A 19366-nucleotide genomic window follows, 5' to 3' on the forward strand; every position below is an offset into this window, starting at 1 on the left:
CTCTGGACGAACGGAACCGTTCGTCCGAGAAAACCGGTTCCCACTTTTCGGGATCATGCTTCGGCCGGCAACGTCACGACGAAGCGCGCGCCCTTGATCTCGCCGGGCTTGGTGCCGGGGATGTTCTCGGCGGTCAGCGTGCCGCCATGGGCTTCGACGATCTGCCTCGAAATCGACAGGCCAAGGCCCGAATTCTGGCCGAACGCTTCGCCGGCCGGCCGGTCGGTGTAGAAGCGTTCGAAGATGCGGTCGATATTGTCGGCGCGGATGCCGGGACCATTGTCGTCGACGGTCAGGATGTTGAACTTGCCGGCGCGGGCCAGCGACAGGCTGATGTGGCCATGGTCCTCGGGAACGAAGGAGCGTGCATTCTCGATCAGGTTGGTGACCACCTGGCCGATGCGCAGATCGTGGCCGGCGACGAAATAGCCTTTGACGCCCTGTGGCAGCTTGGCGACCTTGAGCTCGATCTCGACCGCCTTCTTGTTGCGCGTGGTCTCGCGCGACACGGCGACGAGGTCGGTGATGAATTTCTTCAGGTCCACCGTCCCGGCATCCTCACGCGCCAGCTCGGCGTCGAGACGGGAAGCGTCGGAAATATCGGTGATCAGCCGGTCCAGCCGGCGCACGTCATGCTGGATGATGTCCATTAGCCGGCTGCGCGAATTGTCGTTCTTGGCCAGCGGCAGGGTTTCCACGGCGCTGCGCAGCGAGGTCAGCGGGTTCTTCAATTCATGCGACACGTCGGCGGCGAAGCTTTCGATCGCCTCGATGCGCGCATAGAGCGCGTTGGTCATGTCGCGCACCGCGACCGACAGGTTGCCGATCTCGTCCTGCCGGTCGGAAAAGTCGGGGATTTCCTCGCGGCTCTTGACGCCGCGCCGGACCCTGACCGCCGCCGCCGACAGCCGGCGCAGCGGATTGGCGATGGTCGAGGCCAGAAGCATCGACAGGATGGCGGTGACCAGTGCCGCGATGCCGAAGACGCGCAGGATCGCCTTGCGCTCGGCGGCGACGATCTTGTCGATGTCGCCGCCTTCGGTCGACAGCATCAGCACGCCGAGAACGGCACGGAAGCGCTGGATCGGCACCGCCACCGACACGATCTGCTCGCCCTGCTCGGAGACGCGCACGATGGTCGAGGGGCTGCCGGTCAGCGCCTTGACCACTTCCGGGAAGGCGGCGCCATTGCCGCCGGGCTGCTCGCGATAGACCGGCAGGTCGGTGTTGCGGAAGAAGTCGAAGATGAACTTCTGGACGCGCTCGACAAGGTCGGGCTGTTCCTCCTCGACCGGCGGCAGATCGTAGCGCAGGATCTGGCCGCGCGAATAGAGATGGCGCGAATCGAGCAGTAGATTGGCGTCGCGGTCATAGATGCGGGCCCGTGTACGGGTCGGCGAAATCAGCCGCCGCAGCACCGGCGCGACACGCTCGGGATTGATTGGGAAATCGAGATTGTCGAGCTGGTCGGAGCCCGGCCCCAGGCTTTCGCCGGCCTGCAGCTCAAGCAGCTTCTCCGGGTCGATGCTGATCGAATCGGTCTCGACCGTCGCCGATGCCGCGATCGCGCCGGCGATGATCTCGCCCTGCGTCATCAGGCTTTCGACGCGGGCATCGATCAGCCCGTCGCGGAAGGTGTTGAGGTAGAGGATGCCGGTGACCAGGACAGCCAGGCCGGCAAGGTTGAGGAACAGGATGCGCCGCGTCAGGCTGGAAAAGATGTGGTGGCCGAGGAAGCGGCGCATCGGCACCGTGATCTTCGAGACGAAGGACGGCATGATGCGCGACGGCCGCCTGGCGGCGCCCGTCGGTCTTGTTCGCTGTGCTTCCACTGCCATCGAATAGCAGGCCCTGTTTAGTGAGTAGGCAGTAGGCAGTAGGGAATAGAGAAATGGCTGAGATTCCCTACTGCCTAACCCCTACTGCCTATTCCCTATTCACGCTTCTCGGAACCGATATCCCACGCCGTAAAGGGTTTCGATCATTTCGAAGTCGTCGTCGACAGCCTTGAACTTCTTGCGCAGCCGCTTGATGTGGCTGTCGATCGTGCGGTCATCGACATAGACCTGCTCATCATAGGCCGAATCCATCAGCGCATCACGGCTTTTTACCACACCGGGACGCTGCGCCAGCGAATGCAGGATCAGGAATTCGGTGACGGTGAGCGTCACCGGTTCGCCCTTCCAGGTGCAGGTGTGGCGCTCCTGGTCCATGACGAGCTGGCCGCGCTCGAGCGAGCGGGCCTGCTGGCTGGGCGCCTTTGCCGCAGCTTCGCGGGCGCTGGCACGGCGTAGCACTGCGCGCACCCGCTCGACCAGCAGGCGCTGCGAGAACGGTTTGCGGATGAAATCGTCGGCGCCCATCTTGAGGCCGAACAATTCATCGATCTCGTCGTCCTTGGAAGTCAGGAAGATCACCGGCAGGTCGGACTTCTGGCGCATCCGGCGCAAGAGCTCCATGCCGTCCATGCGCGGCATCTTGATGTCGAGGATGGCAAGATTCGGCGGACGTGCCGCCAGGCCTTCCAGCGCGGACGCACCATCCGTGTAGGTCTCGACGCGATATCCCTCGGATTCGAGGGCGATCGACACCGACGTCAGAATGTTGCGGTCGTCATCGACAAGCGCGATTGTTGCCATTTCAAGCGGCTCCCTCATGAGCTGTCCCTTCTTTCGTAGAGAAGGGGCTTTTGCAGGACAAATTAGGTACAAAATGTGGCATAGGCCTTGTCCGCTGTCACGCGCGGGGTGCCGCAGGCCACAATCCTACCTCGACATGGATTGGACGAACGTACATCGCCAATCCTTTGGGCAACCGTGAAACTTTTCGCATATATAAACGATTTAAACAACTTTCAAAATTTTTAAATCGATTAATGATTTGATATCATTTGGCTTTTCTGGTTTTGACCATCTCAGCCTGCACAACGGGCGTGCCGGAAATGTGCCGGCAAAGATGCGGCAAATCGTAGAAGGGACACCAATGTCGGAAGTCGGCAAACGCAATCCTGCTTGCCCGATCGATCGTATCGGCCTGAAAACCACCGGTATGGTGCGCTATAATTTTGGCGCGGCCGCCCTTTATGAGGAGGCGATCCGGCGCGGCGAGGCCCGGCTGACCGCGCATGGCGCGCTGGTCGCCGAGACCGGCCAGCACACGGGCCGTTCGCCCAAGGACAAGTTCGTCGTCCGCGACGCCGCCACCGAGGCGCATGTCTGGTGGGACAACAACAAGGCAATCTCGCCGGCCCAGTTCGAAACGCTGTTCGCCGATTTCCTTGCCCACGCCGCGGACAAGGATCTCTATGTTCAGGACCTCGTCGGCGGCGCCGATGCCGAGCTGAAACTGCCGACGCGCGTAGTCACCGAGTTTGCCTGGCACTCGCTGTTCATCCGCAATCTTCTCATCCGTCCGGACAAGGCCGAGCTCGAACAATTCGTGCCCGAGATGACGATCATCGACCTGCCGTCCTTCCGCGCCGACCCCGCCCGCCACGGCAGCCGCACGGAAACGATGATCGTCGTCGACCTCACCCGCAAGATCGTGCTGATCGGTGGCACCTCCTATGCCGGCGAGATGAAGAAGTCGGTGTTCACCATGCTCAACTATCTGCTGCCGCAGAAGGGCGTGATGCCGATGCACTGCTCGGCCAATGAGGGGCCGGCGGGCGACGCGGCCGTCTTCTTCGGGCTTTCCGGCACCGGCAAGACGACACTGTCGGCCGATCCGTCGCGCACGCTGATCGGCGACGACGAGCATGGCTGGGGTCCGCACGGTATCTTCAATTTCGAAGGTGGCTGCTACGCCAAGACGATCAAGCTGTCGGCCGAAGCCGAGCCGGAGATCTTCGCCACCACGCAGCGCTTCGGCACGGTGCTGGAAAATGTCGTGCTCGACGCCGACGGCGTGCCGGACTTCAACGATGGTCGCCTTACCGAAAACACCCGTTGCGCCTACCCGCTCGACTTCATCCCCAATGCCTCGAAGACCGGGCGCGCCAGTCATCCCAAAAACATCATCATGCTGACCGCCGACGCTTTCGGCGTGATGCCGCCGATCGCGCGGCTGACCCCGGCGCAGGCGATGTACCATTTCCTCTCCGGCTATACGGCCAAGGTGGCCGGAACCGAAAAGGGCGTCACCGAACCCGAAGCGACGTTTTCGACCTGCTTCGGCGCCCCGTTCATGCCGCGCCACCCCTCGGAATATGGCAATCTGCTGCGCGAGCTCATTGCCAGCCACGGCGCCGATTGCTGGCTGGTCAACACCGGCTGGACCGGTGGCGCCTACGGCACCGGCAAGCGCATGCCGATCAAGGCGACGCGCGCTCTGCTGACCGCCGCGCTCGACGGCTCGCTGAAGACAGCCAAATTCCGCACTGACGCCAATTTCGGCTTCGAGGTGCCGGTAGCGGTGCCTGGCGTCGATGGCGCCATTCTCGATCCGCGCTCGACCTGGGTCGACAAGCCTGCCTATGACCGCCAGGCGGCAAGACTGGTCGGCATGTTCGCCGTCAACTTCGAGAAATTCGAGCCGCATGTCGATGCAACCGTGATGGGGGCGGCGCCTCGCATGCAGGAAGCGGCGGAGTAAGAGCCCGGATCGCTTGGCATCGTAGCCGCGCAGTACCATCGAAGGCCCGGTTTCGATCGGGCCTTTTCTTTTGTCCGCCGCCGCGCCATGACTGCGGCATGCCGATCGATGACAACATCATCATATCAGACGAAGCCGTGATCCATCCCGGTGACCTGCACGAGGATTTCATCCGCTCGTCGGGGCCGGGTGGCCAGAACGTCAACAAGGTGGCAACCGCCGTGCAACTGCGCTTCGACGCGGCCAGCGCGGCCGGCCTGTCGGAACGCGTGCGTGCCCGCACGATCAAGCTTGCCGGCCAGCGCGCCACCAAGGACGGCGTCATCGTCATCGAGGCCGGGCGCTTCCGCACCCAGGAGCAGAACCGCGCGGATGCCAGAGCGAGGCTCACGGCGCTTGTCGCCAAGGCCGCCGAACCGCCGCCGCCACCCCGCAAGAAGACGCGCCCCTCGAAAGGCGCGGTGGAGCGGCGGCTGAAGAGCAAGGCTGGACGCGGCACGATCAAGAAGCTGCGCGGCCGGGTGGAAAACGACTAAGCACCACACCAGCCGCGTGCATAAAACGGCTTTCCATTTCGCACCGCAGATGCGAGGTTTCGCCATTGCCACAGCAAGGGAGACCAGAGATGGGCATGTTCGATTTCGTCAAGAGCGTCGGCAAGAAACTGGGCATCGGCGGCGACGAGGAAGCCGCACCCACGGCCGACACGCTCAAGAAGGAGCTCGATTCACACAAGCTCGGCACCGATGGCGTGCAGGTCGTCGTGCAGGGCGACACGGCGGTGCTGAAGGGCGCGGTCAAGGACCAGTCGATCTTTGAAAAGGCGGTCATCGCCGTCGGCAACACGCTGGGCGTCTCCAAGGTGCAGGCCGACGAATTGCAGGTCGCGCCGGACGCCGGCAAGGCAGCTGCCCCGGCCAAGGAACCGACCTTCTACACCGTCCAGAAGGGCGATAACCTCTGGAAGATCGCCGAGAAAAGCTACGGCAAGGGCCAGGGCGCCAAGAACACCGCCATCTTCGAGGCCAACAGGCCGATGCTGACCCACCCGGACAAAATCTATCCGGGCCAGGTGCTGCGCATCCCCTGATTCTGCTGCCAGGCAGTCTCGAAACGGCTTAATCAAGCGCCGCGCATCCGAAAGGACGCGCGGCGTTTTCGATTTTTGCCAGTTGCGTTTCAGCGAGGCCGTGATGTTGCGGCCCTGATCCAGATAGCAATAGCCGCAGCAGTGCAATCGGCGACGGCTTTCGGGTCGCTGTTTTCCGTTGATGGTGGCATCTTGCGGGCTCGAACCATCTCAAGGTGCGCTATTCCATGCTCGTTCTGCCCAACGGCGTCCGCCACATGCCGGCCTATCTCTCCCGCGCTGTTCAGGAGGCGCTGGTCGAAGAGGTGAGAGGCATCATCCAGCAGGCGCCGCTGTTCGTCCCTGCCATGCCGCGCACCGGCAAGGAGATGAGCGTGCGCATGACCAATTGCGGCTCGCTCGGCTGGGTCACCGACAAGGAGCGCGGCTATCGCTACCAGCCGACGCATCCGCTGACAGGAGAGCCATGGCCGCCGATCCCGGATGGCCTGCTCGAGCTGTGGCGGCAGGTGTCGGGCTATCCGAATCCGCCGGAGGCCTGTCTTATCAATTTCTACACGGCCGACGCGAGGATGGGCCCGCACCAAGACCGCGACGAGGCCGATTTCTCGGCGCCAGTCGTCTCCGTCTCGCTGGGCGACGATTGCCTGTTCCGGGTCGGCCAGACGACGCGCGACGGCGCCACCAAATCGTTCAGGCTGAAGAGCGGCGACGTCGTCGTGCTTGGCGGCGAGGGCCGTCTCGCGTTCCACGGCGTCGACCGCATCTATCCCTCGACCTCGGCGCTGCTCAAGAACGGCGGCAGGATCAATCTGACGCTGCGGCGGGTAACGAAGCCGCACGAGAACGCCTTATAAGCCGCTCCCGAGGCACGTCCCTATCAAGGTCGCAAGGGTCCTGGAAACAACAGCCGCAACTGCCTGGCAAGGCTGCGGTGCCGGGGCCGCCCGACGCTGTCACGCCTCGATTTCGAGAGCCGAAAGCGGCTTCGAGCAGCAGGCAAGGATGAAGCCGTCATCGATCTCGTGATCGAGGATGCCGCCATTGTGGCTCATCTCGACGGCGCCGGAGACTTTCTTCACCTTGCAGGTTCCGCACAGGCCGAATTCGCAGGCCGCTGGGATCCGCACGCCCGAGGAGCGCGCCGTCTGCAGCACGGTCTGGCCGGCGACGCACTCGGCATCGACATCCGAAAGCGCGAAGCGGATCGGTGTGGCCTCGACGGGAACGGCAATGCCGTCTTCCCCGGGCGACGCGAACGGCGCCGGGACTTCCTCCACCGCGGGGGCGGCAAAGCTCTCCTGGTGGTATTTCGTCATGTCGAAGCCGGCGGCTTCAAGCATGCCGCGCACGGCGCGCATGAAAGGATCCGGACCGCAGCAGAAGATCTCGCGTTCGCGGAAATCGGGCGCCAGCAGCGGCAGCCGGATCGCGTCGATGCGGCCCATATGGCCGTACCAGCCCTCGCGGCTCGACCGCTCCTCGATCATGAAGCCGAGCGACAGGCCCGGCATATGGCCGCCGAGCAGTTCGAGCTCCTTGCGGAAGATGATCTCTTCCGGGCGACGCGCGCAGTTGACGAAGCCGACATCGGTCCATGGCGCGCAATCGTTCAGCCAGCGCAGCATCGACATCATCGGCGTCACGCCGGAGCCGGCCGAGATCAACAGATATTTGGCCGCCGGATGGCTGTGCAGCGAAAAATCGCCGCTCGGCCCATAGGCCTTGACGTGCGAACCGGGCACCAGGTGATCGAACATCCAGCGTGTGCCGATGCTGCCGGCCTGTGCCTTCACCGTCACCGCGATCGAGAACGGCCGCGACGGCGACGACGACAGCGTATAGGTGCGCATCAGCGGTCCGTCCGGCGTCGGCAGTTCCAGCGTCACGAACTGGCCCGGCTTGTAGCGGAACCAGGTCTGGTTGTCGGAGCGGAAGGTGAAGGTCTTGACGTCAGGCGCCTCGTCGCTGACGCCGATCACTTCCAGCACCTGCAGCCTGTCGTTCCAGGGCGCCATCTGGTCGAGATGGCGATAGAGGCCAAGATCCGTCATCGCGTTCATCCCCAAACCCCTCAGGCGACACTGCGCAGGGCCGGCCGGCCATCGTCGGCAAGGCGCGGACCGATGAAGCGGGCGTACCAGTCGACAAACTGGATCACGCCGCCCTCATGCAGCTCCGAATAGGGGCCGGGTTCATAGGCCGGCGACTGGATGCCGAAGGCGTTTTCCTCGACGATGCGGCGATCCTGGTCGTTGGTCTCGGTCCAGACATGGGTGAGTTCGGCAAGATCGTAGTCGACACCCTCGACCGCATCCTTGTGAACCAGCCATTTGGTCGTCACCGCGGTTTCCGTGGCGCTGATCGGCAGCACGCGGAAGGTGACGGCGTGGTCGCCCAGAATGTGGTTCCACGTCGTCGGATAGTGATAGAGCAGCAAGGAACCGATGCGGTCGGCGGAGACGCTGTCGGACAGGTTCTTCTTCACCGCCCGCTTGCCGGTCATCGTGTAGCTGACCGCATCGCGCAGCAGCGGCGCGCGGGTGGCGCGGTATTGCCCGGCCGGATCGATGCGGAACTTGCTCGGCAGGCCGGCCGCTTCGCATTTGGCCCAGTGTGCCAGCATCTCCGGATCGCTGTCGGCGCCTTGCACGCCGGTCACCGTCGGGGCTTCCGGGAAGGTTTTGCACAGCTCCGGGTGATTGCCGGCGCAGTGGTAGCACTCGCGGTTGTTTTCCCAGACGAGCTTCCAGTTGCCCTTCTCGACGATCGTGCTCTCGAAGGCGATCTTGGCTTCGCTGAGCCGGTGCGGCTTGAGATAGGGTTCGATCATCGCCCGCATCGGCGAGAAGTCGGCGGGTTCCTTGGCCAGGCAGATGAAGATATAGCCGGCCACGCTTTCGCAGGCGACCGGCTTCAGGCCGAACTGGCTCTTGTCGAAACCGTCGGCCATCTGGCGGGCAAACAGCAGCCTTCCGTCCAGCTCATAGGTCCATTGGTGATAGGGGCAGACCAGCTTGGCGGCCATGCCCTTGTCGGTGTTGCAGACGCGGCTACCGCGGTGGCGGCAGGAATTGTGGAAAGCGTTGATCTTGCCCTGCTGATCGCGCACCAGCACGACCGGATAGTCGCCGATCTGCACGGTGATGAAGCTGCCGGGCTTGGGCAGTTCGCAATCATGGCCGACGAACAGCCAGTCGCGATACCAGATCAGCTCCATGTCGAGCTTGAAGAAATCGGGATCGGTATAGAAGGGCTGCTCGAGCGAGAAGCCCTCTCTGCGGCTGTTCAAGAGCCTCAGCATATCGTTGCGCGCATCCATGTCCTGTCCTCATACTTCAAGGACTGAACTGGTGGTGATTGAGGAAGGATGAGACGCAGGCCGGCGAAAGCCGGGCGCGCGCCATCCGCCTCTTGACCGCCCACCGCGATCAGTCGAGTTCAAAAATCTCGGGCTGGTTTCCGGGCTCTGGAGTGTCCTTGCGGACGGTCGCGACACCTTCCCAGGCTTTCGCCCAGTGGTCTCCCGTTGCGACTTGAACTCCACCACCGTTGCGGGGGCAGCGCCGGATTTTGACCGGCTTCCCAATTCTCCGCCCCGTCGTCACGAAGCGGCACCTGAGATGACATGATCTAATCACGACGGCGTTTGCGACATCGGCATGAAAGCGACATCGCATCCATGCGGCGCGACACGCATGCGCAACGATCTGGGCGCGGACAGCGGTCACGAAAATCGTCTTCGCCGTTAGCTGTACTGGCTGTCAAAATCGACCCGGAACAGGGGCAAAAAAGGTTAACGGTTTCGAAAAGTGACTATTAGCGGATTCTAAAATCGAACCGAACGGTTCGTTTCTGTTGACGGTGCGTGCAGGACGGTGTGAACACTGGACCTCCGATACAGTCTGTGATCTTGCGGCTGGCTTTAATTAAGTGATTGATATTAAGAAGAAAAATTTATGGCGTGGAAACCTCTGGCACAATTTCAAGTGGTGGATTCTTGGTCCACACGGAACAACTTCGTGATTGGAAACGGCGATCTGGCTTTCCCACATCGGGGCTGTCCGAACGACGCGATTTCAATCCCAAGACACGCCGCTAGACGGACGGAAAAAATACTGGAGTACTAAAAATGAAAAAGATTGTTCTCACTGCCGCCGCCCTTCTGGCCATTTCCGGCAGCGCCTTCGCTGGTAGCGACCACTACGGTTCGAATGCCGCCGCAGCCACGACTGTCGACAGCTCGTACACCGCTTCGACCAAGAAGTCGGAACCGGCTGCTCAGACGCCTGCCCAGGGCGCAGATCACAACCTCTTCGGTAATAACTAACAACGGGTCCCGGCTAATGGCGGGCTTTTCGCCCGCCGCTCTGGCCGATCTTGAGAAACTCAGGAGACTAACATGAACAAGCTCATCCTTGCTGCCGCCGCCGTCCTGGCCATTTCCGGCAGTGCCTTCGCTGGCAGCGATAACTACGGTTCCAACGGTGCCAACCAGCCGGCCGCTGCGGTCGACCATTCCTACACGGCTTCGGTCGACAAGTCGGCTCCGGCCACCCAGGTGCCTGCTCAGCAGGGCGCTGACCGCAACCTCTTCGGCAAGTAATGCCGGTTCACGGAAATGGCGGCGATGCCGGCCATTCCCGTGAAATCCAGAAATTCAGGAGACTAACATGAACAAGCTCATCCTTGCTGCCGCCGCCGTTCTGGCCATCTCCGGTAGCGCTTTCGCGGGCAGCGACAACTATGGCTCCAATGGCGCCAACCAGCCCGCCGCAACTTCGGTCGACAACTCGCGTACGGCTTCGATCCGCGAGAGCGGCTCGCCCGTCTACAAGCTGCTCAATTCGTCGGGCGACGTGCAGAAGTCCGCTCCTCAGGGCAGCGACCGGAACCTCTTCGGCCGTTAACAGCCGAAGCTGATCTCCAAAAAAGAGCGGCGGGCCTGGCCCGCCGCTCTTTTTTGTTGCCTTGACCCAGCAGGACCGGCGGCCTCAAGCCGCTTTTGCTTCCGGCTTTTGCAGCGCGAAGGAATGTCCGTCCGCATCGAAGATATGCAGGTCCTCGGCATTGGCGCTCAGCCGCAATGTCGAACCGCGCTTGACCTCGACATTGCCCGGCAGTTTGGTCACCAGCGGCAGGTCGGCGCGGCCGATATCGATATAGACCAGCTGGACCTCGCCGAGCTGCTCGACATAGTCGACCGTTCCCTCGAACAGATAGTCCGCGCCGCTGGCAATCATCAGGTCTTCCGGCCGCACGCCGAAACTGACCGCCGCGCCCTTGGCCGAGGCCGGCGTCGTGATCGGCACCGTCGCCTTGCGGCCGCCGACATGGTTGACGACGGTCGGGTTGCCGGTCTTGTCGATGGTTGCCGGCAGGATGTTCATGGCCGGCGAGCCGATGAACTGGGCGACGAACAGGTTGCCGGGCTTCTTGTAAAGGTCCATCGGCGTGCCGACCTGTTCGACATGGCCGTCCTTCAGCACCACGATGCGGTCGGCCAGCGTCATCGCTTCGACCTGGTCGTGGGTGACGTAGATCATCGTCGTGTTGGGCATCGATTCCTTGAGCTTGGCGATCTCGATGCGCGTGGCGACGCGTAGCGCCGCGTCAAGGTTCGACAGCGGCTCGTCGAACAGGAACACTTTCGGATTGCGCACGATGGCGCGGCCGATGGCGACACGCTGGCGCTGGCCGCCCGACATCGCCTTGGGCAGCCGGTCGAGATATTTGGTCAATTGCAGGATTTCCGCCGCCTGCCGCACGCGGCGGTCGATCTCGGCCTTGTTCTCCTTGCCGATCTTCATCGAGAACGCCATGTTGTCGTAGACCGTCATATGCGGATAGAGCGCGTAGGACTGGAACACCATGGCGATGCCGCGCTTGGACGGCGGCACGTCGTTGACCACGTCGCCATCGATCTTGAGTTCGCCCGACGTGATTTCCTCGAGCCCGGCGATCGAGCGCAGCAAGGTCGACTTGCCGCAGCCCGACGGGCCGACGAAGACGATGAACTCGCCCGATTTGATATCGAGGTCGATGCCGTGGAGAATGTTGAGATTGCCGTAGGACTTCTTCACTTGTCTCAAATTGACATCGGCCATTGGTGTCCTCCCAGTGATTTCCTCAAAGATTTCAGTCTATGCGCCCGAACCAGGCGGCGTAGCCGCCAAGCTCGACCGAACCGGTGCTCGCCTGCCCGGAAAACCCATGTCCCGGCAAAGGTTGCAGTGATCGGCCGCCAAGGTCAACCTTGGCCGGCATGGCGCCGAGGTTAAAGACGCAGACAACCTGCTCATTGCCGGCGCGGCGCGTGAAGGCGACGGTGTCGCCCTCGCTTTCGATGAAGGTGATGTCGCCCTTGGCCAGCGCCGGATGGGCGCGGCGGAAGGTCAGGAAGCGCCGGTAGTGCTCGAGCAGCGAAGCCTGGTCGCCTTGCTGGACATTGACCGCCTGCGCCAGATGCTTGGCCGGCACCGGCAGCCAGGGCTTGGCCAGGGAGAAGCCGCCATTCTTGGCGCCGCCATCCCACACCATGGGCGTGCGGCAGCCGTCGCGGCCCTTGAATTCCGGCCAGAAGCGGATGCCATAGGGGTCCTGCAGATCCTCGAAGCGCAGTTCGGCCTCGCCCAGCCCGAGTTCTTCGCCCTGGTAGATGCAGACCGAGCCGCGCAGCGACATCAGCAAGGCCGAGATGACCTTGAGATAGGCGACAGGGTCGGCTTCGCCGGCGGCCCAGCGCGAGGCCGGGCGCATCACGTCATGGTTGGAAAACGCCCAGCACGACCAGCCGTCGCTGGCGACCTTGCCGAAAGCCTCCAGCACCGAACGCACCTTGGCGGCGCTGATCTTTTCCGGCGCCAGGAAGTCGAAGGAATAGCACATGTGCACGCGCTTGCCGCCGGCCGTATAGGCGGCAACGACTTCCAGCCCGCGCTGCGAATCGCCGACCTCGCCGACGGCCGCCGTCGCCGGATATTCGTCGAGCAAAGCGCGAAAGCGTTCCAGGAAGCCGAGGTTTTCCGGACGGCTCTTGTCGTAGAGATGGTCCTGGTAATTGTAGGGATTGACCGCCGGCGCGGTCTGGTCGTTGCGTTCTTCCGGCGGCAGCGGCGGATTGTTTTCCAGGCCCTGGCTGTGGAAGTAGAAATTGATCGTGTCGAGGCGGAAGCCGTCGACGCCGCGTTCCAGCCAGAAGCGGGTGACGTCGAGCAGCGCATCCTGGACTTCGCGGTTGTGGAAGTTGAGGTCGGGCTGCTCGGCCAGGAAATTGTGCAGGTAATATTGCTGGCGGCTGGTGTCCCACTGCCAGGCCGACCCGCCGAAGATCGACAGCCAGTTGTTGGGCGGCGTGCCGTCTGGCCTGGCGTCCGCCCAGACATACCAGTCGGCCTTGGGATTGGTGCGGCTCGACCGGCTTTCCTTGAACCAGGGATGGATGTCGGCCGTGTGCGACAGCACTTCGTCGATCATCACCTTGAGACCCAGCCGGTGCGCCTCCGCCGTCAGTGCGTCGAAATCGGCCAGCGTGCCGAACATCGGGTCGACGTCGCAATAGTCCGAGACGTCGTAGCCGAAATCCTTCATCGGCGATTTGAAGAAGGGCGAGATCCAGATGGCGTCCGCGCCGAGCGCGGCGATGTAGGGCAGCCGTCCGATGATGCCCTTGAGGTCGCCGATGCCGTCGCCGTTCGAATCCTGGTAGCTGCGCGGATAGATCTGGTAGATCACCGCGCCTCGCCACCAGTCGCGATCGACGGCGAGGTCGGGGTTCGAACTGGCTTTCAAAGCGGATTGCATGGTTTCAGCCTCCTTTCACCGAGCCGGCGAGCAGCCCGCGGACGAAATAGCGCTGCAGCGAGAAGAAGACGATCAGCGGCACGATGATGGTGATGAAGGCCGATGTCGTCAGAATCTCCCAGTTGCCGCCGCGAGAGCCGAGCAGCGCGTTGAGCTTGGCCGTCAACACGATCTGGTCGGGTGCCGTACCAAGGAAAACCATCGCCACCAGGAGATCGTTCCATACCCACAGGAATTGGAAGATGGCGAAGGAGGCCAGCACCGGGAAGGACAGCGGCAGCACGATCTTGACGAAGATCTCGAAATCGCTGGCGCCGTCGATGCGGGCCGATTCCATGATCTCGCGCGGCAGGCCGGCGATATAGCTCCTCAGCAGGTAGATGGCGAAAGGCAGGCCGAAGCCGGTATGCGCCAGCCATATGCCGAGATAGGTCTTCGACGGCACGCCGAAGAAAGTACCGACGCCGTTATAGAGCTTGAGCAGCGGGATCAGCGACATCTGCAGCGGCACCACCAGCAGGCCGATGATGACCGCGATCAGCAGCGCCCGACCGGGAAACCGCATCCAGGCCAGCGCATAGGCGGCAAAGGCGGCGATCAGGATCGGGATGACGGTCGCCGGTATGGTGACGGTCAGCGAATTCATGAACGAGCGGCCGATGCCTTCCGAGAACAGCACGGTCTGATAGTTGTCGGTGGTGAATTTCGGCGGCGCCGACGAGGCATAGTAGAGGCGCTGGCCGCGGTCGCCTTCGAACGCCTTGGGCGAGGTCATGACGAAGCTACCGTCGGCATTGACCTGCAGGGTTACGCCGTCACCCAGGTCGGCCGATGAGCCGGCCGGATATTGCGTCGGTGCCGCGGCCTTGACACCGAAGGCACCGATGTTGCGCTTGGCGCCATCGCCGAAGATGTTGCCCTCGAGGACGAACTTGCCGTCCTTTTGGGTCTGCGCCGTGGCGGGCGGCAGCCGCCCGGCCTCGGTCTGGCTGGAACTGGCGAACGAATTCCACCAGCCCGAGGCGACGATCTGGTCCTTGTCGCGCAGCGACGAGACCAGGATGCCGAGTGTGGGAATGGTCCAGATGGCAACGAAGACCAGCACCGCTATGTGGACGCCGAAACGGCTGACGAAGGATTTTCCAGTCGCGACGGCCATCTCAGTGTCCTCCCGTCTCTTTGTTCGCCTGGCGGATGTTCCAGACCATGATCGGGATGACCGCGATCATGATGATGATGGCAATCGTCGCGCCACGGCCGAAATCGCCGCCGCCGCGGAACATCCAGTCGAACATCAGATTGGCCAGCACCTGGCTGTTCCACTGGCCGTTGGTCATGGTCAGCACGATGTCGAACACTTTGAGCACGAGGATGGTGATGGTGGTCCACACGACGGCGATGGTGCCCCAGATCTGCGGCACCATGATCTTCCAGAAGATCTGGAACGGATTGGCGCCGTCGATGACGGCGGCTTCCAGAGTTTCTTCCGGAATGCCGCGCAGCGCCGAGGACAGGATGACCATGGCGAAGCCGGTCTGGATCCAGATCAGGATGATCATCAGGAAGAAATTGTTCCAGAACGGCAGCGATATCCACACCTGCGGCTGGCCGCCGAAATGCTGGATGATGGCGTTGAGCAGGCCGATCTGCACCTGGCCCTCGCCGCGATACTCGTAAATGAACTTCCAGATCACGCTGGCGCCGACAAAGGAGATGGCCAGCGGCAGGAAGATCAGGCTCTTGGCGATCGTGCCCCACCAGATCTTGTCGGTGAGCACGGCAATGATCAGGCCCAGGAAGGTGCAGGCCGCCGGCACCACCGCCAGCCACAGCAGGTTGTTCAGGATCGAGTGTCGGAGGTCGGGATCGCGAAGCGCCCACTCATAGTTGGCCAGCCCCACGAAACTGGTGCCGCCGCGGTCGAGGAAGGAAAGCCACAGTGTCGCGATCACCGGGTAGATCAGGTAGATGGTGAGAATGATCAGCGCCGGGCCGACAAACAGCCATGGCCGCACAAGGCCCTGCCGGCGTAGATTGTTGACGGCAGCCGCGCCGGTCACCCCACGCGAGGGGAAGGTCAGGTCCAGCAGTTTGTTGGCGCCCCAGAAGTAGGCGACACAGCCGCCGACGCCGATGATGATGACGAAAATGGCCGAGAAGATCTGAGCCGCCATGGGTCCCTCTCCCTGCGCATGACCAGCCAGGCAAGCTGGCGGTCGGATGCACCGACTTTGTGAGTCATTCGGAACAATCGAAACGCGAAGGCTTCCGGCGTATGCCGCCGGTCGGACCCGGGCCGTGGCCCGGATCCTGCAGGAGGATCAGTAAGGTTTTAGCTAGCCTGTAGCGACCTACTTGATTGCGTCCCAGCTCTTCTGGATGTCGGCGGCCACGTCCTGGGCAGATTTGCCGCCGACCAGATCGATCATGCCCGTCCAGAACGAGCCCGCGCCGACCTTGCCGGGCATCAGGTCGGAGCCGTCGAAGCGGACAGTCGTCGCTCCGACCAGGATCTCGCCCTGCTTCTTCAGCGCATCGCTGCCATAGGCATCCTTATTGGCGCCCTTGAAGGGGGTGACGAAGCTCTTCTGCGCCATCCACAATTCATGTGCGAGCGGCATTTCGAGGAACTTGATGAACTCGCGCGATGCCTTGGAATCCTTGGTGATCATCACCAGCGTTCCGGCGACCTCCAGGGGTGTGCCGAGTTCCGGCTTGGAGGCGTAGGGCGGGTAGGGGAAGAAGTCCGCGTCCTGGCCGAGCTTCACGCCCTCCGGGAAGAAGGAGGGGATGAACGATGCCTGATGGTGCATGTAGCACTTCGGCGGCACGGTAAAGAGGCCCTTCGGGCTGTCGCGGAAGTCGGTCGCGGCCACCGCCTTGGCGCCGCCATCGACCATCTTGTCGTCGGTGGCGATCTTGCCGAAGATGTCGATGGCGTTGACCACCGCCGGATCGGTGAACGGGATCTCGTTCTTGACCCACTTGTCATAGACTTCCGGCGGCTGCGTCCTGAGCATGATGTCCTCGACCCAGTCGGTCGCCGGCCATCCGGTCGCGCCGCCAGAACCAAGCCCGATGCACCAGGGCTTACCGCCATCGGCGATGATCTTCTTTTCGAGCTCGGCCAGTTCCTCCTGGGTCTTCGGCACCTTGTAGCCGGCTTCCTGGAAATTGTCGGGCGAGTACCAGACCAGCCCCTTCACGTCGATCTTGTAGGGAAAGGCATAGAAAGCCGACTTGCCGTCCTTGCCGGTATAGGTGCCTAGTTTGGCCCAGGAGTCGCCGGCGGCGTAGTTCTCCTTGATCCAGGCGGCGACGTCGTCGCCCAGCGGGGTCAGCACACCTTTGGAAGCAAGATCCTGGATAAGGCCCGGCTGCGGCAGGACGGCGATGTTCGGCGGGCTGCCGGCCTGGGTGTCGATGACGATCTGCTGCTCGTAGTTTTCGGACGAGGAGTATTTCACCTCCGCCCCGGTCGCCTCGGAGAAATAGTCAAGCACCGAACGGACAAGCGTCTCATCCTCGCCGCGCCACGGCCCGAAGATGGTCAGGGTCTCGCCCTTGAGGTCGACTTTCTTGAGGTCTTCAAAGTTTGCCCAGTTGAAGCGCTTGTCCTCGCCCGGCTTGAACTTCAGTTCGGCATGCGCAGGCGCATTCAGGGCGAACGTGGCAAACGCAACACCCAGCAAAAGCATTTTCTTCATCGGTATTCCTCCCAGTGGGTCACACACACCGGACGGAACCTCCATTCCGCCCGCCGACGCCGCAGGACTGTGACTCAGTCGCAAGGGAACCGCAACCTTTCGAAGAGTCTTCCAAAGCGCTTTGGCTTTTCCGATCACGCCATTGAATCATCCGAAAGTCAAGAGGCTCGGTAGCTAATCGATTTAATCTAGCGAATTTTGTCGCCGAAAAGTGCAGCGCAGCATGCTTTTTTGGCAGCGCAACAGCAATTTTCGTTTCAAACTGGCCCCAACCCCGACTATGGTCATCTCGATATCGTCGCGCCCTTGTGGTGATTGGGTCGATTCAATTTAAAAGCGCTTTGAGGGAATGGAGACCGTTGTGAACCTCAAGCAGCTCGCGCATATGCTGGCGCTTTCGCAGACCACGGTAAGCCGGGCATTGAACGGCTACCCGGAGGTCAACGAGGAAACGCGCAGGCGCGTCATGGACGCCGCCAAGCGCCATGGCTATCGCCCTAATCCCAGCGCGCGGCGGCTGGCGACTGGCAAATCCGGCATGATCGGTTATGTCCTGCCGACCGGCGCGGCCGTCGACATCGATCCGCATTTTGTCGAGTTCCTGTCGGGCCTCGGCGACTATGCCCGCTCGCACGAGCTTGACCTCGTGCTGTCGCCGGCCGATGCCGACGACCAGGAGACGACCTATCGGCGCATCGTCGCCAACCGGCAGGTCGATGCCGTCTATATCTCCTCGCCGCGGCCGCAGGACAGTCGGGTGGCGCTGGTCAGCACGCTCGGCATTCCCTTCCTCGTCCATGGCCGCAGCGAAGGCTTCGATTTCGACTATCCCTATCTCGACATCGACAATGAGGGCGCATTCCACGAAGCGGCGCGGCTGCTGGTCCAGCTCGGCCACCGGCGGCTGGCGCTGATCAATGGCGACGACCGCGAGACCTTCGCCACCCATCGCGAGCGCGGCGTGCGCCGGGCGCTCGCGGCAAGTGGGCTGAGCCTGGGCGAACGCCATGTTTGTTCTGTGGTCATGACCGAAGAGAACGGCTATCGCGCCACCAGGCGTCTGCTCGAGGAGGGCGATGCGCCGACGGCAATCGCCTGCTCCAGCCTGATCATGGCGCTGGGCGTCGTGCGCGCGGTGCGCGACCTAGGCCTCACCATTCCCGGCGATGTCTCGCTGATCGCCCATGACGACGTCTTCCCCTGGTTGAAGCCGGAAAATTTTTCCGTGCCGCTGTCGACGACGCGCTCGTCCATCCGCCTTGCCGGCGCCCGCGTCGCAGAGCGGCTGGCGGCGCGGATTTCAGGGCTGGAAGAAGGCGCCCGCGGCGAAGTCTGGCCGGTCGATCTGGTGATCAGGGGATCGGTTGCGGGAGCGCCGGCCTAGTCTAGGACCTGACCTCGATCAGGGGTCGGGTGCGCCCTGTTTGCGCCCTGCGTATCCCTTAGTCCGGACCGGGATCACCTCACATGGATCCTATTAACGCCGCATTAGCCCGCCTGCTCCAACATGGGCGGATGAACACCGATCAGCCCAGCGCGGTTTTCGGCCGGCGCGGGCGCGAGAGTCGCGTCCCGGCGGCCCCGATTGGGCGCACCGCAAGACCGACGCGCCCTGTCGGCCATATCGTGTTTCTGCTTGGCTTAACGGGCCTTTTGCTGACGGTCGGCGCTGGGATCTTCTGGACGTTGCCAGGGATCGGGAAGGCAAATGCGGAAGCCGCGCGGACCGAACAGAAAGTGGTCGAAATCGTCAACCAACCGATTACCCATCTGCCTCGGTCCGGGTCATTCACGGTGTTTTCGCCAGGCTGGTTTCATGCGGGTGCGACCAAGCCGGACTTCAACAATGTCGACATCCGGACCACACAGGAACGCCTCTATGAGGGTCATGTCACGTCAGACCTGAACCCCACCGAAATGTTCATCGGCAGCGAACTCGAATTCAACGCGATGACCAAACATTTCTACACCGACCAAACACTGCCCAAGAAGCGGCTCTCCGACACGGAAATGGTCGAGATCAACGGTCTCTACCGCGTCATCGGCCATGACGAGCAGGCGGCATTGATGCGATGGCTTGTTATATCAGGGCTGGCGGTCGTTGGGCTTTGTCTCGCATCCGCGTTGCTTCTGCAGATCGGCCGAACCCGGCAGCTCCCGGCGGCATAGACCG

18 protein-coding genes and 1 riboswitch are annotated in these 19366 nt (G+C 62.5%); of the genes, 9 read left to right on the forward strand and 9 right to left on the reverse strand.

Going from position 1 to position 19366, the window contains the following annotated elements; genetic code table 11:
- Positions 1 to 53: 53 nt before the first annotated feature.
- A complete protein-coding gene (locus ACLGL5_RS08635) occupies positions 54 to 1838 on the reverse strand; it encodes a sensor histidine kinase (protein WP_019862686.1) in 1785 nt (594 codons plus the stop codon).
- Positions 1839 to 1937: 99 nt separating this feature from the next.
- Positions 1938 to 2639: a response regulator transcription factor gene (locus ACLGL5_RS08640; RefSeq protein WP_010912942.1), complete on the reverse strand. Its 702-nt coding sequence runs from the start codon at positions 2637 to 2639 to the stop codon at positions 1938 to 1940.
- A 343-nt stretch (positions 2640 to 2982) separates the two neighbouring features.
- On the opposite strand from ACLGL5_RS08640, the gene ACLGL5_RS08645 reads away from it, so the two are divergent.
- The 4 genes from ACLGL5_RS08645 (at position 2983) to ACLGL5_RS08660 (ending at position 6540) form a co-directional block, all read left to right on the forward strand.
- Entirely contained in the window at positions 2983 to 4593 is a 1611-nt protein-coding gene (locus tag ACLGL5_RS08645; protein WP_069090785.1) for a phosphoenolpyruvate carboxykinase, read from the forward strand.
- A 98-nt stretch (positions 4594 to 4691) separates the two neighbouring features.
- A complete protein-coding gene (gene arfB / locus ACLGL5_RS08650; RefSeq protein ID WP_038651522.1) occupies positions 4692 to 5129 on the forward strand; it encodes an alternative ribosome rescue aminoacyl-tRNA hydrolase ArfB in 438 nt (145 codons plus the stop codon).
- An 89-nt stretch (positions 5130 to 5218) separates the two neighbouring features.
- Positions 5219 to 5683: a peptidoglycan-binding protein LysM gene (lysM, locus tag ACLGL5_RS08655; protein ID WP_069090786.1), complete on the forward strand. Its 465-nt coding sequence runs from the start codon at positions 5219 to 5221 to the stop codon at positions 5681 to 5683.
- Between the two features lie 227 nt (positions 5684 to 5910).
- Positions 5911 to 6540 carry an alpha-ketoglutarate-dependent dioxygenase AlkB family protein gene (locus tag ACLGL5_RS08660; RefSeq protein WP_069090787.1) on the forward strand — a complete coding sequence of 210 codons (630 nt, stop codon included), beginning with the start codon at positions 5911 to 5913 and terminating at the stop codon, positions 6538 to 6540.
- A 99-nt stretch (positions 6541 to 6639) separates the two neighbouring features.
- On the opposite strand, the gene ACLGL5_RS08665 is transcribed toward ACLGL5_RS08660, so the two are convergent.
- Both ACLGL5_RS08665 and ACLGL5_RS08670 read right to left on the reverse strand, forming a co-directional pair.
- Entirely contained in the window at positions 6640 to 7737 is a 1098-nt protein-coding gene (locus tag ACLGL5_RS08665) for an FAD-binding oxidoreductase (protein WP_083246913.1), read from the reverse strand.
- A gap of 20 nt (positions 7738 to 7757) precedes the next feature.
- On the reverse strand, positions 7758 to 9005 hold the full coding sequence (locus ACLGL5_RS08670) for an aromatic ring-hydroxylating oxygenase subunit alpha (RefSeq protein WP_019862693.1): 1248 nt from the start codon (positions 9003 to 9005) through the stop codon (positions 7758 to 7760).
- A gap of 114 nt (positions 9006 to 9119) precedes the next feature.
- Positions 9120 to 9320, reverse strand: a riboswitch (cobalamin riboswitch).
- A 495-nt stretch (positions 9321 to 9815) separates the two neighbouring features.
- Here ACLGL5_RS08670 and ACLGL5_RS08675 point away from each other — a divergent pair.
- From ACLGL5_RS08675 to ACLGL5_RS08685, 3 genes are all read left to right on the forward strand, one after another.
- Positions 9816 to 10013 (forward strand): DUF680 domain-containing protein, encoded by a 198-nt coding sequence (locus tag ACLGL5_RS08675; protein WP_019862694.1) that lies wholly within the window; start codon positions 9816 to 9818, stop codon positions 10011 to 10013.
- A 72-nt stretch (positions 10014 to 10085) separates the two neighbouring features.
- Positions 10086 to 10289 (forward strand): DUF680 domain-containing protein, encoded by a 204-nt coding sequence (locus ACLGL5_RS08680; RefSeq protein ID WP_019862695.1) that lies wholly within the window; start codon positions 10086 to 10088, stop codon positions 10287 to 10289.
- A gap of 67 nt (positions 10290 to 10356) precedes the next feature.
- Positions 10357 to 10593 carry a DUF680 domain-containing protein gene (locus tag ACLGL5_RS08685; protein ID WP_019862696.1) on the forward strand — a complete coding sequence of 79 codons (237 nt, stop codon included), beginning with the start codon at positions 10357 to 10359 and terminating at the stop codon, positions 10591 to 10593.
- Positions 10594 to 10677: 84 nt separating this feature from the next.
- Here ACLGL5_RS08685 and ACLGL5_RS08690 read toward each other — a convergent pair whose 3' ends face one another.
- The 5 genes from ACLGL5_RS08690 to ACLGL5_RS08710 all read right to left on the reverse strand — a co-directional run bounded on the left by ACLGL5_RS08690 (position 10678) and on the right by ACLGL5_RS08710 (position 17193).
- On the reverse strand, positions 10678 to 11790 hold the full coding sequence (locus ACLGL5_RS08690; protein ID WP_069090789.1) for an ABC transporter ATP-binding protein: 1113 nt from the start codon (positions 11788 to 11790) through the stop codon (positions 10678 to 10680).
- A 31-nt stretch (positions 11791 to 11821) separates the two neighbouring features.
- Complete coding sequence (gene bglA, locus ACLGL5_RS08695) at positions 11822 to 13486, reverse strand: beta-galactosidase BglA (protein WP_069090790.1); 1665 nt, start codon at positions 13484 to 13486, stop codon at positions 11822 to 11824.
- 4 nt (positions 13487 to 13490) lie between these two features.
- Positions 13491 to 14645, reverse strand: a complete 1155-nt coding sequence (locus tag ACLGL5_RS08700) for a carbohydrate ABC transporter permease (RefSeq protein WP_069090791.1) — start codon at positions 14643 to 14645, stop codon at positions 13491 to 13493.
- A gap of 1 nt (position 14646) precedes the next feature.
- Positions 14647 to 15660 carry a carbohydrate ABC transporter permease gene (locus ACLGL5_RS08705; protein ID WP_069090792.1) on the reverse strand — a complete coding sequence of 338 codons (1014 nt, stop codon included), beginning with the start codon at positions 15658 to 15660 and terminating at the stop codon, positions 14647 to 14649.
- Positions 15661 to 15837: 177 nt separating this feature from the next.
- Complete coding sequence (locus tag ACLGL5_RS08710; RefSeq protein ID WP_019862703.1) at positions 15838 to 17193, reverse strand: ABC transporter substrate-binding protein; 1356 nt, start codon at positions 17191 to 17193, stop codon at positions 15838 to 15840.
- Positions 17194 to 17554: 361 nt separating this feature from the next.
- Between ACLGL5_RS08710 and ACLGL5_RS08715 the strand changes: the two genes are divergently transcribed.
- Both ACLGL5_RS08715 and ACLGL5_RS08720 read left to right on the forward strand, forming a co-directional pair.
- Positions 17555 to 18577 carry a substrate-binding domain-containing protein gene (locus ACLGL5_RS08715; RefSeq protein ID WP_069093248.1) on the forward strand — a complete coding sequence of 341 codons (1023 nt, stop codon included), beginning with the start codon at positions 17555 to 17557 and terminating at the stop codon, positions 18575 to 18577.
- A gap of 302 nt (positions 18578 to 18879) precedes the next feature.
- Entirely contained in the window at positions 18880 to 19362 is a 483-nt protein-coding gene (locus tag ACLGL5_RS08720; RefSeq protein ID WP_141700885.1) for a hypothetical protein, read from the forward strand.
- The last annotated feature ends 4 nt before the right edge of the window (positions 19363 to 19366 follow it).

Source organism: Mesorhizobium sp. U510 (assembly GCF_059180695.1).

Bases quoted from the DNA above. Each gene is read 5' to 3' on its own strand.
- ACLGL5_RS08645 (WP_069090785.1), top strand. From the start codon at position 2,983: ATGTCGGAAGTCGGCAAACGCAATCCTGCTTGCCCGATCGATCGTATC.
- ACLGL5_RS08660 (WP_069090787.1), top strand. From the start codon at position 5,911: ATGCTCGTTCTGCCCAACGGCGTCCGCCACATGCCGGCCTATCTCTCC.
- ACLGL5_RS08685 (WP_019862696.1), top strand. From the start codon at position 10,357: ATGAACAAGCTCATCCTTGCTGCCGCCGCCGTTCTGGCCATCTCCGGT.
- ACLGL5_RS08705 (WP_069090792.1), bottom strand. From the start codon at position 15,660: ATGGCGGCTCAGATCTTCTCGGCCATTTTCGTCATCATCATCGGCGTC.
- lysM (WP_069090786.1), top strand. From the start codon at position 5,219: ATGGGCATGTTCGATTTCGTCAAGAGCGTCGGCAAGAAACTGGGCATC.
- ACLGL5_RS08640 (WP_010912942.1), bottom strand. From the start codon at position 2,639: ATGGCAACAATCGCGCTTGTCGATGACGACCGCAACATTCTGACGTCG.
- ACLGL5_RS08635 (WP_019862686.1), bottom strand. From the start codon at position 1,838: ATGGCAGTGGAAGCACAGCGAACAAGACCGACGGGCGCCGCCAGGCGG.
- ACLGL5_RS08700 (WP_069090791.1), bottom strand. From the start codon at position 14,645: ATGGCCGTCGCGACTGGAAAATCCTTCGTCAGCCGTTTCGGCGTCCAC.
- ACLGL5_RS08690 (WP_069090789.1), bottom strand. From the start codon at position 11,790: ATGGCCGATGTCAATTTGAGACAAGTGAAGAAGTCCTACGGCAATCTC.
- ACLGL5_RS08665 (WP_083246913.1), bottom strand. From the start codon at position 7,737: ATGACGGATCTTGGCCTCTATCGCCATCTCGACCAGATGGCGCCCTGG.
- ACLGL5_RS08675 (WP_019862694.1), top strand. From the start codon at position 9,816: ATGAAAAAGATTGTTCTCACTGCCGCCGCCCTTCTGGCCATTTCCGGC.
- ACLGL5_RS08680 (WP_019862695.1), top strand. From the start codon at position 10,086: ATGAACAAGCTCATCCTTGCTGCCGCCGCCGTCCTGGCCATTTCCGGC.
- ACLGL5_RS08710 (WP_019862703.1), bottom strand. From the start codon at position 17,193: ATGAAGAAAATGCTTTTGCTGGGTGTTGCGTTTGCCACGTTCGCCCTG.
- ACLGL5_RS08670 (WP_019862693.1), bottom strand. From the start codon at position 9,005: ATGGATGCGCGCAACGATATGCTGAGGCTCTTGAACAGCCGCAGAGAG.
- arfB (WP_038651522.1), top strand. From the start codon at position 4,692: ATGCCGATCGATGACAACATCATCATATCAGACGAAGCCGTGATCCAT.
- bglA (WP_069090790.1), bottom strand. From the start codon at position 13,486: ATGCAATCCGCTTTGAAAGCCAGTTCGAACCCCGACCTCGCCGTCGAT.